Source organism: Martinezella sp. CNPSo 3957, from assembly GCF_057784395.1.
Map to the genome: position 1 here is coordinate 51,990 of NZ_JBXSOU010000006.1, position 17,528 is coordinate 69,517.

Annotated in this window: 15 protein-coding genes; 6 read left to right on the forward strand and 9 right to left on the reverse strand. The window is 56.3% G+C overall.

All coding sequences use genetic code 11. From position 1 onward, the window contains the following. Positions 1-221: 221 nt before the first annotated feature. From traG to AC13QE_RS16065, 4 genes are all read right to left on the reverse strand, one after another. Positions 222-2,135, reverse strand: a complete 1,914-nt coding sequence (gene traG / locus AC13QE_RS16050; RefSeq protein WP_488484400.1) for a Ti-type conjugative transfer system protein TraG — start codon at positions 2,133-2,135, stop codon at positions 222-224. A 297-nt stretch (positions 2,136-2,432) separates the two neighbouring features. Further along, a complete protein-coding gene (gene rctB, locus AC13QE_RS16055) occupies positions 2,433-2,966 on the reverse strand; it encodes an SMa0974 family conjugal transfer regulator (protein WP_488484401.1) in 534 nt (177 codons plus the stop codon). Further along, positions 2,963-4,222, reverse strand: a complete 1,260-nt coding sequence (locus AC13QE_RS16060) for an 8-amino-7-oxononanoate synthase family protein (RefSeq protein ID WP_488484568.1) — start codon at positions 4,220-4,222, stop codon at positions 2,963-2,965. Before AC13QE_RS16060 ends, rctB begins: the two co-directional genes overlap by 4 nt. Positions 4,223-4,472: 250 nt before the next feature. Beyond that, a complete protein-coding gene (locus AC13QE_RS16065; protein ID WP_488484402.1) occupies positions 4,473-5,195 on the reverse strand; it encodes a winged helix-turn-helix transcriptional regulator in 723 nt (240 codons plus the stop codon). Between the two features lie 404 nt (positions 5,196-5,599). Between AC13QE_RS16065 and AC13QE_RS16070 the strand changes: the two genes are divergently transcribed. Further along, positions 5,600-5,890 (forward strand): hypothetical protein, encoded by a 291-nt coding sequence (locus AC13QE_RS16070; protein ID WP_488484403.1) that lies wholly within the window; start codon positions 5,600-5,602, stop codon positions 5,888-5,890. A 237-nt stretch (positions 5,891-6,127) separates the two neighbouring features. Here the strand turns inward: AC13QE_RS16070 and AC13QE_RS16075 are convergent, their stop codons facing one another. The 5 genes from AC13QE_RS16075 to AC13QE_RS16095 form a co-directional block, all read right to left on the reverse strand. After that, positions 6,128-7,027: a nucleotidyltransferase and HEPN domain-containing protein gene (locus AC13QE_RS16075; protein ID WP_488484404.1), complete on the reverse strand. Its 900-nt coding sequence runs from the start codon at positions 7,025-7,027 to the stop codon at positions 6,128-6,130. 801 nt (positions 7,028-7,828) lie between these two features. Further along, positions 7,829-8,860, reverse strand: coding sequence for an extracellular solute-binding protein (locus AC13QE_RS16080; RefSeq protein ID WP_488484569.1), 1,032 nt, complete (start codon positions 8,858-8,860; stop codon positions 7,829-7,831). Between the two features lie 85 nt (positions 8,861-8,945). Continuing rightward, a complete protein-coding gene (locus AC13QE_RS16085; protein ID WP_488484405.1) occupies positions 8,946-9,722 on the reverse strand; it encodes an ABC transporter permease in 777 nt (258 codons plus the stop codon). A gap of 73 nt (positions 9,723-9,795) precedes the next feature. Continuing rightward, a complete protein-coding gene (locus AC13QE_RS16090; RefSeq protein WP_488484406.1) occupies positions 9,796-10,695 on the reverse strand; it encodes an ABC transporter permease in 900 nt (299 codons plus the stop codon). A 3-nt stretch (positions 10,696-10,698) separates the two neighbouring features. Beyond that, complete coding sequence (locus AC13QE_RS16095) at positions 10,699-11,805, reverse strand: ABC transporter ATP-binding protein (RefSeq protein ID WP_488484570.1); 1,107 nt, start codon at positions 11,803-11,805, stop codon at positions 10,699-10,701. Between the two features lie 230 nt (positions 11,806-12,035). Here AC13QE_RS16095 and AC13QE_RS16100 point away from each other — a divergent pair, with 230 nt between their 5' ends. The 5 genes from AC13QE_RS16100 (at position 12,036) to AC13QE_RS16120 (ending at position 17,480) form a co-directional block, all read left to right on the forward strand. Further along, entirely contained in the window at positions 12,036-12,740 is a 705-nt protein-coding gene (locus tag AC13QE_RS16100) for a GntR family transcriptional regulator (protein WP_488484407.1), read from the forward strand. Between the two features lie 97 nt (positions 12,741-12,837). Next, positions 12,838-14,199 (forward strand): aspartate aminotransferase family protein, encoded by a 1,362-nt coding sequence (locus AC13QE_RS16105; protein ID WP_488484408.1) that lies wholly within the window; start codon positions 12,838-12,840, stop codon positions 14,197-14,199. Then, complete coding sequence (locus tag AC13QE_RS16110) at positions 14,196-15,908, forward strand: acetolactate synthase catalytic subunit (RefSeq protein WP_488484409.1); 1,713 nt, start codon at positions 14,196-14,198, stop codon at positions 15,906-15,908. The genes AC13QE_RS16105 and AC13QE_RS16110 overlap by 4 nt, the downstream gene beginning before the upstream one ends. Then, complete coding sequence (fabG, locus tag AC13QE_RS16115; RefSeq protein ID WP_488484410.1) at positions 15,905-16,678, forward strand: 3-oxoacyl-ACP reductase FabG; 774 nt, start codon at positions 15,905-15,907, stop codon at positions 16,676-16,678. The genes AC13QE_RS16110 and fabG overlap by 4 nt, the downstream gene beginning before the upstream one ends. Continuing rightward, entirely contained in the window at positions 16,665-17,480 is an 816-nt protein-coding gene (locus tag AC13QE_RS16120; RefSeq protein WP_488484411.1) for a winged helix-turn-helix transcriptional regulator, read from the forward strand. Before fabG ends, AC13QE_RS16120 begins: the two co-directional genes overlap by 14 nt. Positions 17,481-17,528 lie beyond the last annotated feature (48 nt).

Genomic DNA, 17,528 nt, shown 5'->3' on the forward strand with positions numbered 1-17,528 from the left:
CACCCTGGGAGATCGACGCCGCAGAAGCGGAGGTCGTGCGACTGGTGTACGACAAATATACCGCGGATAGTCTGAGCATCGTCGCGATCGCCCTGCTGTTGTTTGCCGTCGCAAACATCATGCTTTGTGATCGCCAATTGCCAAGTTGACCCGACAACCTCAAATGCCGGTTGTCGAATTTTCCCTACTTACCAGAATTCGTCACAGCATTGTCGCCAAGCCTAGAACTTCGCAAAGCGATTGAACTTTGCCGCCTCATCCAGCTCCTTGCGGCGGAAATAGATCGCTCGTCCGCAGCGAATGGGATTGTGGCCCTGGACAATGATGATCTGCTCGTCCTTGCGCATCGACTGGGTGATTTCGTGCGGCATGATCAGCGGCCGGCGCTGGAAACTGATGCTTTCGGACTTGCGGCCGCCGCTATTCGATTTGCTCCAGCCGGTATCGCGCGTACGCCCCTGCACTTCGACCGTCATGTCTCCGCATTGGGCCGAGACATTGCGTGCTGTATCGAGCGCCTTGATTGCGGCGTAGGATGTGAAGGCGCAGCCTTCGATCCAGGAGGTCGCTCCATCTTTTCCGAAGTGACGCTCGAGCTGGCCGACGGATTGGTACATCAACATCAGTGTGATGCCATACTTACGCCCGCGGTCGCGCGCTTCTTCAAGAATACGCATGTAACCTAGCAGATCGACCTCGTCGAGCATGAAGAGCGCGCGGTGGCGGAAGTCGCCGTCGGCCCGGATCATGGCATTGATCAGTGAGCCGCTGATGACCCGGCCAATGCCCGGATACGAACGCAGGATTGACGCAGGGATGTTGAGGAAGACGTCCTTCCGCCCGGAGGCGATGTCGCTCGATTTGAACACATTACCGCAGACCAGTGCGGCATAATTGTCGAGCGACAGCCATTGCGTATCCTTGGATGCGGTCGAATATACCCCGGAGAAGGTCTGCTCCGTCATGTTGGTGAAGACGCCGAGCGTCTCGCGGATAAAAGCGGACGCGGAATTTTCCTGAATGTCGCGCAACATGGCCAGCACCGACGGTTCCGGCTCGGAAACGATCAGGCGCAGGCTACGCAGGTTGCGGCGGCCGGCGTAATCGGGCGATAGCATCACATGCGCCAAAAGCCCAGTTAACAGATTATGCGCCTGGTTCTGGAAATAGGAGCCAGTCGAGGTGTCGAAGCGGAGGCTTTCCGACAAGAGCATATGGGCGATCCCAACGATGTCCTCTTCCTTACGCATCGATCTCTCGATCCCATCAAGAACGTTGAAGCCCATGACTGGATTGGTCGGGTCGAGTACCATGACTTCGCGACCGAGCGCATGGGCGCGATGTTCGAGAACCATCGGCGCGACCTCAGTTGATGGATCGAGACAGATCAGCGGCCCCTTGTAGCGCAGCGCTGTTGGAATGACATTGCTGGTTGTCTTGAAGCCGCCGGAGCCTGCGAAGAACAACATATGGGTGGAATCGAAATTCTGATTGAAGGTCATAAGTGGCGCCTTGCCACCTTGCCCCCAAGTCTCGTGATCGTTCGGATCAAAAGGCAACTTATGCACGCGATCACGGTCGACGCGGTAACGCTCGCCGATAACGATCTCTCCGTCCGAGGGGAAGAGCTTAGCCACTTCCGGCATGCGCAGCCAATCGGCATCGCCGAAAATGCCGCGCTTGGCGCGCTTGATCGGATCGGAAACAACGATCGAGATCCGCGCGGAGATTGCCACAATACCAAATCCGAGAATGGTCCCGGCAACCGCGAAGGCGTCAAGATAAGTGAGTGCCTCGCTCCATATGACGGCGCCGTTCTCCACCCATGGAACTAGACGGGCATATTCCCGCAGGGTGTAAAAGCCTGCCACGCATGAAAAGCAAAGAAGGGTCGCAAAAGCGATCGGCCGGCGGCGATGCAGCGGCAATGCCGAAACCGTCAGAAGTGAGGCGATAGGTCCGAGAAGGAGATTAGGAAGAGGACACGCTCGCAAGAACCAATAGGCGATTCGTGCTGGCATGCCGATCGCCAAATCCTGCCACAGCCATCCAGTGACACAGAGTGTCAGCGTTGTCGCTGTGATCGGCACCAGCATGAGAAGCAAGCTCGGATGTATTCTATTCTTCAGCGCCATCAATAAGCCTTCTCGGGCGGTGGTGTTTCCGGTTCGTGTTAAGGCATTTTTGAACACCGTCCTTCTAATCCGCTCGCAATCTGCTCACTGCGCCGGACCGGTTCGGGTGTCTGCGTGGTTCAAATCTCCTGCTCCATGGCCGGGCCGGGCGCTACGCGCGCAACATTGCGACGGCGGTGTTGGCGGAGTTGATACAACTGGTTCACACCCACGCGACGGAGGCGGCGAGGTCGCGAGCAGCATTAAGGGCCGCTGTGGCACCAATCGAATTGCCAACTTCCAACCGATATCTATGGACTAATGCTCCCTACCGTGTGACGGCAAGTGAGGCGGTTCGTGACCTGCAGGGAACCACTCGATCGCCTCATTGGAGATGGCCGCGAGTTTCGAGAGACTACCTTCCAGAAGCGTTCGAATTCCGTAAAAAATGACGAGGTCTCGAGCGAAAATGCGAACAAATAAACCTCCGTTGGTTGGCCGTATGATGACGCAACCGTCGCCAAAGTTCAGAAACGTGTCGGCTCCGTCGGTGGTTGCAGATCTGCTACCATGCCAAATTTGCGTGCACGCCCTCTCAGCAATCATATCCGTAGCGCTGATAATCGGGTCTCCTCCGTCGCATTCGAACCTTTTTGCTCGCCCATCGGAGATTATAGAAGGGCATAGCTCGGCAGCGTGTCTGCAAATCTGCTCAAGCCGTGTAACGGAATCAGGTAAGGTGACGTATGCTTGGGCGAGATATTTCAGCATTTCGATCCCATCTGCCTTTGCTTTGACGTTGGGGCTAATTTCCCAGACCTCATTCAGAATGATGCTGATTGGGTCGATCATGGATCTGTTCCTCGTTCGGCGAGCGCCTTGTTGATCGCACGTCCCAACCCTTCAATTTCTCGAATGCCGTGCCTGGCGGTAGGGCAGATCCGCAAGCCGGCCTTGCCCTTTGCGACCGTGGGAAAGAAGATCGCCGAGGTGTAGTAACCTTTGTTGAGAATACGGGCCGCGGCACGAATGGATTGGCTTTCGTCGCCGAACTCTATGGTGCGGATTGGTAGCTTTGAGCCGGCTTGGTCGCTGGCAACCATCCTGTCGAAAACAGCTATCCGATCCGCAAGCGCATCCTGAAGTAATTTGAGCTCATCGGTGCGGTGCAGCGCTTGAGACGCCATAGCAGCGCCGATTGCCGCTAAATTGAGCGACGCGGAAAAGGCGTAGGCGATCGAGAAGCGCCGGAACAATTCTTCCTGCTGTGGAGTGCCGAGCATCAGCAAGCCGCCCGATGCTCCAAAGCCTTTGCCGAGCGATGCGGCAACGATTGTACGCTCGCCAAGGGCTGTGCCGACCTGGGATCGTACAAATCCCTCCCCAGACTTCCCGAACAGGGAAATGCCATGGGCATCGTCGATATAAAGAAACAGGCCGTACCTATCCTGGAGTGCTAGGAGGTCTGCAATCGGCGCGCTGCCGCCCATGGAATAGACGCCATCGCACACATAGGCTACGCGATCGTTGCGTCGACAAATATCCTCAAGTGCATTCAGATCGTTATGAGCAATCGTTTCGATCGATGTTTCATTGGCGACGACCGGCTTGTGAAACGCAAGCGTCGCATGCGCTAATCGGTCGAAGACGATCGTCGGTCTTTTGTTGTCAGTGAGGTATCCGGAGGCGAGGAGCGGTAGGGCTCCCATATTGGCGGCGAGGACCGTCGTGTAGGTTATAACCCGTGCCGCAAACAAGTCGGAGAGCGCTTCTTCCAGTTCGCCTAGCAGGCTGAAATTAAGCCTCGTCCTAGCGCAGGACCAATGGAGCGCCTTATATCGCTGTACCGCCTCTATTGCGCCTTCGAGAATGAGCGGATGATTGTCAAGGCCGAGATAAGAGCAGCGAACGAAGTCAATCACTTTTCTCTTCTGACGCACCGTGGGCAACAGGACGGAGCGATCTTCATCCGGGGCCGCGTAAAGCGCCATGACTTCCTCCTGCTCGGCAGTGGCAAGATTTTGATCGGCGGAAGCGATCACGCTGAGTGTATTGCGGTAGGATCGCGACACAGCCGTAGCGGTGCGCGAATGACGATCATCGCTCATGGGAATATCCAAATTGTTGGTAGCGGAACAGCGACACGGCAGAAAATGGACATCTGCCGCGGCGCATCGCATCTCATTGGTGACGCGATGCTATTTTATTGCCGTGGAATGGGTCTGCGAACAACGATCGTTTTGGTAATATTGCCTGAAGGTTCTGTGATGCCAATACTTCGAAAGTGAAAGGCTTGATAAATGCAGCAGGCGGAATGTCACATTGATGCTCAACGGAGTTTCTCCGTGATCTCAGCGCTTACGAAGCCCGCTCCGCGTTCTGACGCTCATCGAGCGCATAACCGGTAGCCCGCACAGTGCGGATAATATCGCGACCTAACACGCGGCGCATGCTCCGCCGGAGGCGCCCGACATGAACGTCGACAGTGCGGGGCTCCACAAAGGTACCTGGCGGCCATGCAGCCTCGATGAGCGCGTCTCGGGTGAAGACGTAGCCTGGCTTTTGTAGAAAATGTTGAAGGAGGCGAAATTCGATAGGACTGAGTTGGACGTCCATGCCGTTGCACTCGACGCGCCTGCTGTCGAGTCGCATCGTAATTTCCGCATAAACAAGCGAATTGCTGGAGGTTCTTTCCGAGCTAGATCTGGCGTTGCCGTCTGGTGATAAGTCTGACAAATAAGATAGAAAACGTTCTGGGTTGAACGGGCGCATGAAAATTTCGCACCCTCCGGTCTTGAGCACTTCGAGATAAAGTTGCTGATTGCCTGCTCTCACGAAAACCGCGATCGGTAGCGCTTTGTCGGCCAGCGTTTCTCTGATTTGGCTCACAAGATCGCCGATACGGAAGGCGTCGCTATGATAGTCTATTATTACGGCCATCAACTCATCGGATTTAACGCTAGTTAGAGTTTCCGCCGCTCCCTCCACCAGTGAAGACTCAAGCCCTCCCATATTGAGGATCTGGGCGAGCAGAAGGTAGAATTCGTAATCCGTTGAGCAAATGAGGACGAGTGGCTTCATCGATGATAACCTTTCGATCAGTGGGCGGTAGCACGCGGACGATGAGCGAGTTCGAGACTCTGCGCTCCTCGGATTTTTTGATGCAACAAAAATATCCGAGATCAATTGCGATTCTGCATTCCGCTACCAAAAATCGCTATCATTTATCTGTCATAAATTCATATTGCACGTAAAGAGGGAAAATGATATGTGTTCTATCACAATTTTGTTGCATCAAAATAGAGGGCTTTTGCGAGGAGTTTAAGCGGCTCGCCCAGAATTAAAGGCTGACGGATGTTGAGATCAAATAGGAAGTAGGCCAGGGATCACACGACACATGCGGCATTCGCGGTCGTGACTCACTTGTGAGAATAAAGTCCGGCCAAACTTTCGACCCGTGTCGGACATTCACGGGAGAGCTTCCTATGATTTTCGCGGATACATCAAAATATAGTCAGCCGTCCTCCTCGGATGAGGACGTCTCTATTTGGTCTGGCAGGGATATGGCGGTGGCAGCCCGGGTCGCGAAGGCAGCCTATGGTCCCGATGCCACGCTCGCTGTGGCTTGGTGCGCCTTAGGCGCGAAGGTGGATGGACGCGCTACCGACGCCCATTTCTGGTTCGAGGTTTTTTGCTTGCTGCGTAGCGGTGAAATGCCGGCCACGGGCTTTTGGAGTGGCGCGGACTCTATCAACTGGGATGGAAAACCGCATTAGTCTGGGTTTCCCGTGGTCATAACTGGTGGGGCAAAACCGATATATCTTCATAATTTTCGGTAACGTCCCACCACGCGGGTATCAGCCGGCGCTAAGCGACCAGATTGAAGATAGCGGGAGTTTCCGAGTATGGCTGAGCTTGTGTTATGGTGATCCGGCAAGTGCCGACTGCCCGGAGAAAAAGGGCGACATGGCCGCCCGCGGTTAGGAAGCTCAGCCGCCGACTGCGCACAGCGCTCAGAGCTTTTTCCGCAGCTTTTCGATGTGCTCCTCACAAATCGCATTTACCAGTTGTTGCAGCGCGTCCGTATGGTCGCCAAGCCAGACCAGCGCTTCTTCGGTGATCTTGAAATGCTCGGAATAGCGGGCTTTCACATAGGCTTGGTTGATAATGTTGAACCAGGCAGTATGGCGGCGTTGCCCATCTTGTGGCCAGATCTCAGCAAGCCGCTGATCGCGGCCTTCGGCAAGTGTCCTCAAATGGTTGAGGTTGTGTGAGGCAGGGCTGTAATTCGTCAATGTCAGCAGTAACGTCGAATACGCCTGTTCAATCGCTTGATGGAGGAGGAATGCTGCTTCGTCCGTGTCGCCTTCGCTTGCGGAAAAGCGAGCAACTTTAAGAAATTTCTCGCTTTTGTGAAATCTCTTAAAATGCTGTTGAGCCGCACGATATTCTTCCGCCGGTGTGAGCGGCTTTGGCTCGGCAAGTTCCTCGTCGTCGAGTTCGTAAAGAACGATACCGTCGCGACGGATTTCGCTGAAGAAATAATTGCCGAGCTTCAGTGCTGTGTTGACCTCACGCAGCGAATGCACGGCAAGGCTCACCGGCGGCTTGACGATGCGTGGAAAACGGTCGGCCGCCTTGCGCCAGTATGAACCGAAGTCGGTAAGCTTGCGATTGTTGACGATCACCAGCAGATCGTAGTCAGACTTATAGCCTTTACCGGTATGCTCTTCATCGACCCAATTGCCACGAGCATAGGAGCCGAAAAGAATAATCTTGAGGATGCGACCCTTCTTCTTGAAATCGGCCGTGCCTTCCTTCAGCGCATCCTCGAACTCCTCATGCACAATCTCGACAATTCGCGACAATTCGAGTCGTTTGCGTTCTGGCAGATGATCGAGGCTGAACTTCATGGAGAGCGGGACCCTTTCTGATGATTCCAGTTCTAGGTACGATCCGGTTACAATGCCAGTCCGATATCAAATCTATGCCAGCCGGATGGCGGAGCAGAGGAGACTTTTCAGCCCTTAAGTCGAATTTGGATTCGATGGCGCCTGTTCAATAACTTGCTCTGCATAGATCACAGTGAACTGCGCATGTTCCCTTTATGTTCTTGTAAAGCAACTGATAAGTCAAGTTTGATTTCAGAGCATTAAGGTAGTGGTTCGTCTCATTATATACCGCCGATTTACACCAATTAGCTTGCGGACATTCCCCCTCAGAGGCTGCAGGCGCCAATGCCTTTGCGAAATGTCCATTCGACGAGTCTTCTAGTTTTTCGGCAACCACTGATGGATTGTCTCAAGGCTCCACGGGCGGAGGCGTTTAGTCGTGGGATTTCAACCGCTGCATCGCAGGCGTCGTCAACGCGATCGAGGCAACGATCAGCGAAATTCCAATCTTCAATATCTTCGTTTGTCGTGTCCGGAGGCCCTCCCGATCGCAAGCCGCGCCCTTGGATAAACGCAAATCCCAAACGAGAAGATAGCGGCGCGCGGCTAAGGGGCAATTTCTGCATCCTTCTGAGCCCTCATGGGGTAAGAGAGGCCCGCCTCAACTTCGAGCATTTCTGCTCGCAGGCGGACCTCCTACGGAGGTGTATTGGGGTGCGTCGGCGTCAAGCGTTCATTCAGTGAACGATCGCTGAACACTCATCTTCCAAACGTAATGGCACCCTATGATCATGCACGATGTTTTCACGTCGTCATCCTGCTTTAGCGAACCCAGCTGTTCCACCGCTCCAACAGCTCCGAGGCATGCTCGTTTATCCATTTGGCATCTGGAATGACGATACTGTCGCGCACCTCTTCGGCGCTCGGCATCTGGTCGCGAACTGCCTGCGGCATAATCATAATCGCCTTGCTGCTAGGCGGCGTGCACAATAATGCCTCGCACACCTTGGCCTGAATGTCTGGGGAATCCAACCAGAAGGCGATGAGCTTCAGAGCATTGTCGCGATTGGGCGCCCCTTTGATAACCGTGAGACGATCGCCCACCAGAAATGCCGCCTTGTTCGACCAGGCGATCGAGCGTCCTTCTGCCTTGAGCGCGCTTGCCCTCGTTAGCCAGATCTGCCCAATGCTGTAGTCGTTCTCACGAAACCCCTGGACGCTTTGATCTCCGGTTTTCCACCAGAGCGAGATGGACGGCCGCAATGCGTCAAGTTTCTTAAGGGCGCGATCGACGTCGAGCGGAAACAGGTTCTCGCGCTTGACCCCATCTGCCAAAAGGGCAGCCGCCATGACACGCCACGGATCGTCGAAATTCGGAAACGAGCGTCCGCCCGGAAACTTTGAAGTATCCCACATATCCGCCCAGGTCACGGGCTGGTTGCCTTTGAAGGCTTGCGGATCGTAGGCCATCAATGTGGCTGTCGAAAACAGCCGCACGCCGGCCGGGATGCAGGCATCGGAAACGAGATCCTGACGATCCCTAAATTGTGTGCAAAAACTGTCAAGCGGTTCGGAAATCGCAAGATGATCCTTTGAGCTCACCTGGATTTCTCCATCGGGGTAGAGATCCCAGCTGACATTGCCGGTTTTCACCATCGCGGTCGCCTTGGCGCGCATCTCCGCGTTGGTTGCTGCCACGGAAACGACCTGGATACCAGTCTTAGCCGTGAACGGCTCGAACCACCATTTGCGTAGCGCCGCATCATAGGCGCCGCCAGTCGTGGCGATTACGACCTGCTCACTGGCAAGTGCTGGATTGGGCGTTTCTCCCAGAAGAATGGCTGCGCAAAACATAGCAACGCCGCTCAGCCGGATGGCTGCTCTTATTGTCATCAATGTTTCCCTCATTTTGTCCCGCCTGCAGCGGGTGTTTTCGCCGCTAGTGCTGCTCCCGGCGGCTGTTCAGGAGATGTATAGAGCCCATCAAAAGCAGCGAAACGGCAACAATGATGACCGAGACGGCGGCAATGACAGGCGTCAGGTTAAAATCGATGTCCTCAAACATTTTCCGGCTGATCGTCTTCCCGCCGGTATCAGAGATGAAGAATGCCACGGTCGCTTCGTCGAAGGAGGTCAGGAAAGCAAAGACCGCGGCGGTCGCGACGGCCGGCGCCAGATTTGGAAGTGTCACGGCAAAGAAGGCTCTGAGCCGCCCCGCTCCGCAGCTCAAGGCCGCCAGTTCCAGCAACGGGTCCATTCTTTCCAATGCTGCGGAAACGATGATGACGACAAAAGGTACCGCCAGTACCGAATGGGCAAGGACGAATCCCGTCAGATTTCCTGTCAGTTGCAAAGGCGAGAAGACCAGATAGAGCGCCACGCCGAAGACGATTGCCGGCACGATCATCGGCCCCAGGCAGAGGGCCTGCAAGAGTGCCTTGCCCGGTAGTTTGCCACGTACAAGAGCAACCGCCGCCATCGTCCCGATGATCGTCGCTATCACAGTGGTTAGTGCGGCGATCTGCAGGCTGAAAATCGTCGAGCGCAGCCAGTCGGGATCGGACAGATACGCCTCGAACCAGCGTAGGGTCAGTCCCTGCGGCGGGAAGGTGATATAGGAGGCGTCGCTGAGTGCCAGCGGTATCACCAGCAGCGTCGGAAGGACGAGAAAGAACAGCACCGCCGCAATCACTAGATTGGATGCATGTCGTGCCATCCATGGCCAGACTGAACGATACCGGCGAACCTCGGACGACGGTGTTGCCAATCGCTGCGTAAAGGGTTCAGATTCAATGGACACTGTTCAAACCTTTGCTGAAAGAAAGTGCGCGACGAAAGAGAAGCACCAGCAGCAACGTCGCGGTAAGCAGGATGACTGACAGGGCGGCCGCAAATGGCCAATCCAGAAGGACGATCGTCTGCTGGCCGATCAGGGTCGCCATCATCAGCGCGCCGGGTCCACCGACTAGGGCGGGCGTGATGTAAAAACCAATGGCGAGAATGAAGCAGATCACACAGCCGGCGAAGACGCCGGATAGGCTGAGTGGAAAGGTCACGCGCCAAAAGGCGACGATCCGGCTGGCGCCGAGATTTCGTGCGGCCTGCTCATACGCGCTCGGCACCGAACGCAAGGCCGAATGGATCGGCAGGATCATGAAGGGCATCAGCACATGCGTCATCGCGAGAATGACAGCGCCCTCCGTATAGAGCATTTTCAAGGGTGTCGAGATAACACCGAGCTGGATCAGCCCGTCGTTGATGATGCCGTTTCGACCTAGCAGCACGATCCAGGCATAGGAGCGGACAAGCACCGAGGTCCATAGCGGAATGAATAAGCACGCCGTTCCGAGCTTTAGAAACTTGCCGCGCATGCGCGCGATCGCATAGGCGGTCGGATATCCGATTGCAAAACAGGCAACGGTTACGATCGCCGCGATGCGGAAGGTTCTGAGCAGGACTTGAATATAAAGTGGACTGTCGAAGACACGCTGGTAGGGGGCAAGCGGAACTTCCCCGGAAAGGCTGATGCCGACAAGCCTGACCACCGGATAGACGAAGCCTCCCGCCAAGAGGAGGAGCAGTGGCAGGATCAGCAAGATGGCCAATAGTGGCGAATAATGTTGGCTCGATCCTGTGAGGATCCAGTTGCGGAAAGTGCTGATCGATTGTCTCGCGAGGGATGATGCCATGGATTAGATCTCCGCTTTTGCAAACAGCCGCAAGGAGTTCGCCTCTGGGATGACGTCAACCAAGTCTCCCTGATGAAGGCCTGCCGCCACATTCCCGACGGGCATCTGGATCTGGACCAAACGGTCATCGCTGTTCTGGGTTCGCACGAAGAAGAGGAAAAACGAACCGGCGAAAACGGTTGCATCTATGGTGCCCGTCAGAATGGCGCCGCGGTCGCGACCATGAGGCGCTAGCGACAACCGTTCGGGGCGAACCGCGATAGTGACAGCTTGGCGAGAGGCAACGGGACTGTCCCCGTCTTCGGCAGCCGCCGTGGCAATGATGTTGCCGCCTTTTGGCCGTACCATGTACTTCCCGTTATCTTGACCAAGATATTCGCCGTCGAGAAAGTTCATGCGACCAATGAAGTCTCCGACAAAGGCTGAGGCTGGCGAACGGTAAAGATCGAGCGGCGATCCCACTTGAGCCAGCCGGCCTTCTGCCACCACCGCAACGCGATCAGACATGGTGAGTGCTTCCTCCTGATCATGCGTCACATAGACGACGGTCGCCCCAAGGCGTTGCTGCAAGCTCTTGATTTCCAATTGCAGCGCCTCGCGCAGTTTCTTGTCCAGGGCCCCAAGTGGTTCGTCCATCAAGAGAACGGGCGGCTCGAAGACGATTGCCCGAGCGACGGCGACGCGTTGCTGCTGACCTCCGGAGAGTTGATGGGGATATCGATCGCCATAGCCGTCGAGATGTACCTGCGCCAGTACCGCCTCGACCTTGCGGCTGATGAGATCTTTATCCATTCGGCGCATGCGTAACGGAAAAGCGATGTTGGCCGCCACCGTGAGATGCGGAAAAAGGGCATAGCGCTGGAACACCATACCGATGTTACGCCTGTTTGGCGCCATGTAGGTGACGTCGCGACGGCCGATCATGATCTGGCCGTTGCTCGGGCTCTCGAAGCCGGCGATCATCGTCAGTAGCGTCGTCTTGCCGGAGCCCGAAGGACCAAGGATCGACAGGAATTCACCCGCCCGGATGGCCAATGAAATCCCATCCACGGCCAGCGACGTGTCATATCGCTTTTCAAGTCCTTGCAGCGTGAGTGCTTCACCAATCAAAGTTCCTCTCCTTATTGTTGTCGTTATGAAACGTGGTCGTTTGCGACGGCGTAGCGAGTTGTTCACCGATCGCTTGGCTTCTGGTCCGGTTCCCGAGTTGAACTTTGGGAAGACGGAAATTTGCGAAAGTGCTATGACTTTTAATGTCACATAATGTTTGCAAGCACGTCGCTTTTCATTTTTGTTGCAACAAAATACGCGCTTGTCAAAGGAAATTGGAGAAATTTTTAATGGAAACGGCACCGGAAGACGAAGAACACCAGCAGCATCAGCCCAATCGATTGGGCGAAATGGCGTATCGCAACATGAAGGAGCGACTGATCCGAGGCACTTTTTCGCCTGGAGACAAGCTGACAATTCGCGCGGTTTCGGAAATGCTCGATGTCAGCACCACGCCCGCTCGTGATGCCATCAATCGCCTGGTGATCGACGGGGCGCTGATTTATTCAGGCCCCAAAACCGTCATCGTACCCCATTTAAGATTGTCGGATCTCGAGGAGATTACGCAGATGCGCCTGGCCTTGGAAGGACTTGCGGCCGCGCTCTCCGTCAAGGGCGCAGGTGAGGCGACGATCGAAGAGCTTGAGCTACTTCAGGCGAAAATTGATGCTGCATTGGATGAAAAGCGGTATTTTGACGCCCTTTGGCATAATAAGGAGTTCCATTTTACGATTTACCGTCTGAGCGGTATGCCCCATCTCTTACAGGTGATCGAGACACTGTGGCTGCGCGTTGGGGCGTCATTTAATGGCCTCTACCCAGAATTTTCCGAGACGCGCCACGGTGCTCGCAATCATCGTGCCGCGATAGAGGCACTTGTTGAAAAGGATGCCGCCGCTGCCCGCGCCGCTATCGAGAACGACATTCGCGACGGATTTCGGCAGATGAAAAAAATCAACGCAGACCGCGATCAAAGGAATCTCTCCCGTCGCTGAATAATTATGTTGCACTTTCCTTCTCTCCGTGTTTTTTTGTTGCAACAAAAATGTGAACGGGATGCGAACGCGCATCTCTGCATGGAGAGGGCAAGGCATGCTTCATCAGGATTTTCCATCATTTCGGCGCGCAGCGCTCAGATCGCGCTCGCAGTATTTTTTCGAGCGAGGGCAGATCGTGTTCCCCGATGGAACCACGCGTGTCACCGTCGAACGCGATCCCCTGCCGACGTATATTTCCCGTGGCGAGGGTGCCTATCTGATTGATGTCGATGGCAATCGGCTCCTCGACCTCAATAACAATTTCACGACCCTGATTCATGGTCACGGTTACCTGCCCGTTGCCGACGCGATCGCAGATCTCCTGCAGAAAGGAACCTGCTTTTCCAATCCAACGGAGCACGAGCTTGGATTGGCGGAATTGCTCGTGCAGCGCATTCCCGCGATCGAGCAGATTCGCTTCGTCAATAGCGGCACTGAGGCCGTCATGTTCGCTATCAAGGCGGCACGCGCCTTTACAGGGCGGTCGCGCATTGCCCGCGTCGAAGGAGCCTATCACGGCGCCTATGATTGGGCCGAGGTAAGCCAGGGCGCGTCGCCTGCATCCTGGGGACCAGCCGACGGCCCTGCATCCACAACCTCTTATGCCGGCGCGCCCAAAAGTGTTGCCGATGAGGTCGATGTGATCCGTTTCAACGATGTTGAAGGCCTGGAGCGAAGATTGGCCGCGTCGGGTGGCGACCTTGCCTGCATCTTAATTGATCCCATGCCAAGCAGGGCGGGTTTGCTCACCCCTGAGCCAGCCTTCATCGAAGCCGTTTCCGATCTGGCCCGACAATATGGCATTCTCGTCGTAGCCGATGAAGTGCTGAATCTTCGACAGGGATATCGCGGTGCATCGGCGCGTTTCGGGCTCGTGCCGGATCTTATTGCTGCCGGAAAGATCATCGGCGGCGGCTTTCCGGTCGGCGCGGTTGGTGGCCGCAAGGAGGTGATGGGGGTGTTTTCAGGCTCGGGCGCAAGGCCGGCGGTGCCACAGGGCGGCACCTTTTCGGCCAATCCTGTGTCGATGGTCGCGGGAAGGGTGGCTATGGAGGCACTGACATCGGCAAGCTTCGAGCGTCTTGATGAGATGGGTGCGCATGTGCGCGACGGCCTTTCTGCTGCCATCGCGCGTCATAACGCTCCATTTGTCGTCACCGGATCGGCTTCGCTTTTTCGCATCCACCCCAAGCGGCAGGTGCCCCGTGACTATCGGCAGGCTTTCCCGACACCGGAACAGAACAGTTGGATGACCAATCTGACAAGCCATTTTCGTCAGCTCGATATCCTCCTGCCCTTTGGCGCCGCTGCCTGCCTCTCCACGGCCATGACGAATACCGATCTTGATTTGATCGTCGAAGTCTTCGGCGATTTCCTCGAAACCTACGAAGCCGATTTTGCTGGAGCAATCGCATGAGCACGAATTCCCTGGAAACTGTCGCCGAATGCCTAGCTCGCTCGCTGGTGCGCCATGACGTCACCCATATATTTGCCCAGAGCTTACCATCAGCCCTCATCCTGGCTGCCGAAGCGGCAGGCATTCGCCAGATCGCTTACCGGCAGGAGAATATGGGCGGCGCCATGGCTGATGGCTATGCTCGACGATCCGGAAAGATCGGCGTGGTGGCTGCCCAGAATGGTCCGGCTGCCACGCTGCTGGTGCCCCCCATGGCCGAAGCGCTCAAGGCGAGCGTTCCGGTCGTGGCACTTGTGCAGGAGGTCGAGCGCGATCAGATGGATCGGAACGCGTTCCAGGAGCTCGATCATATCGCCCTCTTCCAATCTTGCACGAAATGGGTGCGCAGGATCATGGTCCCGGAGCGAATCGAGGACTATGTTGATGCCGCCTTCACCGCCGCTGCCTCCGGTCGACCCGGGCCGGTTGCGTTGCTGTTACCTGCCGATCTGTTGCGCTCGGAGCTTGGTCTCAAAACGCCATCACGATCTTTGAATCTTGGCCATTGGCCGCTTGATCGGTCGTCCCCTGATCGCGTGAGTTTGCAAAAGGCAGCGCAGTTGATCGCGAACGCCCACACTCCCGTGGCAATCGCGGGTGGGGGTGTCCTCGGCAGCGATGCCTGCCATGAACTGGCCATGTTGCAGGATCTGGCTGTACTCCCAATTTTGACCACCAACATGGGCAAGGGTGCGGTTAATGAATATCATCCGCTTTCGGCCGGCGTCTTAGGATCACTCGTGGGTCCGCGGTCACTCGGGCGCCACACGGCTGCTCTGGTCGCTGACGCGGACCTTGTCATTCTGATTGGAACGCGAACCAATCAGAACGGCACGGATAGCTGGCGGCAAATTCCTACTGGTGCTCAGGTGATCCACATCGATGTCGACCCTCAGGAAATCGGCCGCAATTATCAAGCGCTGCGCCTGGTCGGGGACGCGCGTGAGACGCTTAGAGAGCTTGTTCATGCCCTGAACGGGCAAGATCTATCCCAACGCCGGGACCAACGGGCTGCTGTTACCAGCCGCATAGCCGAGTGCTGGCGGCGGTTCGATGAGGATCGGCATCAGCTCATCCATGCCACCGCGTCGCCGATCCGACCGGAACGCATCATGGCAGAACTGCAGGCAGCATTGACACCGCAGACGACCGTCGTTGCGGATGCAAGCTATTCGTCGATGTGGGTTGTTGGCCAACTGCGATCGCTTGCTTCAGGAATGCGGTTCCTGACGCCGCGCGGTCTTGCGGGGCTGGGATGGGGCCTGCCCCTGGCTCTTGGCGCAAAGGCAGCTAGACCCGAGCATCCGGTGGTCGCCATCATTGGCGACGGCGGGTTCGCCCATAGCTGGGCGGAGATGGAAACCATGGTTCGCTCCGATCTTCCCGTAACCATCATCCTTCTCAATAACGGTATCCTCGGTTTCCAGCGGGATGCCGAGACCGTGAAGTTCGGGCGCTTCACATCGGCGTGCCATTTTGCGCCTGTCGATCATATGAAGATCGCTCAAGCCTGCGGATGCCCGGCAGTGCGCGTTGAGGATCCAGCCGAGCTCACGGCTCATCTACAGGGTGGACTGGCAGGCAAGGGACCGCTGTTTATCGAGGTCACGACAGATCCTGAGGCTCATCCCGCGTTGTCCTTGTTTACCGGCCTGGATGAGGCTGCATGATGCCAGAGCCGTCTCGCATCGCCGTCGTGACAGGAGGGACGAGCGGTATCGGATTGGCGACGGCGCGAAAGCTACTGGCGGCTGGGCATCGCGTCGCCGTCTTCAGTCACAGCGCTAAAACTGTGACTGACGCAACTGCCACGCTATCCGCGGAGTTCGGATCTGGACGCGTCTCGGGCCGAGTGGTCGATCTGTCGGATCCTGTGGCTGTTGCCAACTTCTTCGAAGAGCTCTCATCCAGCTGGGGAGATGCCGAAATTCTCGTCTGCAATGCGGGGATATCGCCCAAAGGCCTCGCTGGTCCTCGGCAGTTCGAGGATATCGCGCTGGAGGAATGGAACGAAGTGCTAGCCGTTAATCTGACCGGCACCATGTTATGTTGTCAGGCGGTCCTTCGAGGAATGCGACAGGCGGGATTCGGACGCATCATTTTGATCGGATCGCTCGCTGGGCGCACACGCCCTCGCATCGCCGGTGGCGCTTACGCCGCCAGCAAGGCAGCACTGGCCGGCCTGATGCGAGCGCTTGTCGGGTCGTGCGGTCCTTTCGGCATAACGGTTAATCTCGTGGCGCCCGGCAGGATCTTGACGCCCTTGATTGGGGATCCCAATACGCCAGCCAATCGGGAAGCGGTTGCACGCATTCCTTCTGCCAGATTGGGGACGCCGGAGGACATTGCTGCTGCCGTTGCCTTCCTGGCGTCGGAGGAGGCGGGTTTCGTGAATGGGGCTATCCTCGATATCAACGGGGGCGAATATGCGCCAGCCTAGAGCCCTCACACGGTCCGGCGCGTCCAACTTCAAGCGCTCCCACGCGGCAGTGAAGCGCGAAGTGGTGGCCTGCAACGAAGTCATTATCTGGACCTCCGATGCAGAGCTGTTCCTGCCGTTTAGCTATATTCTGAAGACGGAAGGCTTTATCCCCTCTTTGGCTTGCAGCGCCAAGGATGTTCTGGCTTCCTGCGCGAACCGCTTACCGCGTGCAGTCCTTTTCGATTGCACTCAGGAAACCCAGGATGCCGTTTCCATATGTGGCGAAATCAGGCGATCCACCACACATGACAACGAGGTCCGTCTGATTGCGCTCTTGCGAGGCGACGCGCAGCCGCTTCATCTGGCCTTGCTGCAAGCCGGTGTTGATGACTTCCTCTTCAGGCCGCTTTCACCGGAGAAGTTGCTGACATCTCTCAGGCAGGCGACGGGACAAGTCATGGAAACGGCCAACTCTAAAATGGCTGCGTCGCTGGGTTTTGCCGACCTGGAAGTCGACGTCGACAGCCGCCGAATACAATGCAACGGTCGCGATTTTGCGCTGCCGCCAATCGAGTTCAATATTTTATGTCATCTGATGAACAGGCAGGGACAGCTCTGCAGCCGGTCCGAGCTCATTGCCTCGGCTTGGCCGGCTTCCGCCGAAGTCACGCCGCGAACGGTGGACGTTCACATTGGCCGCTTACGCAAGGCGCTGGGAGAATTGCCCGGATGTCGTGCTGCCATTCGCACCGTCCATGCAGCTGGTTATGTGTTCAAGCCACTGGGCTTGCGAAAGAGTGGCTCAAGGACATTAGCATAGTCGCTCTGTTTGCGCGCTTCTGGGTTTTTATTGGTTATTTTAATTCAG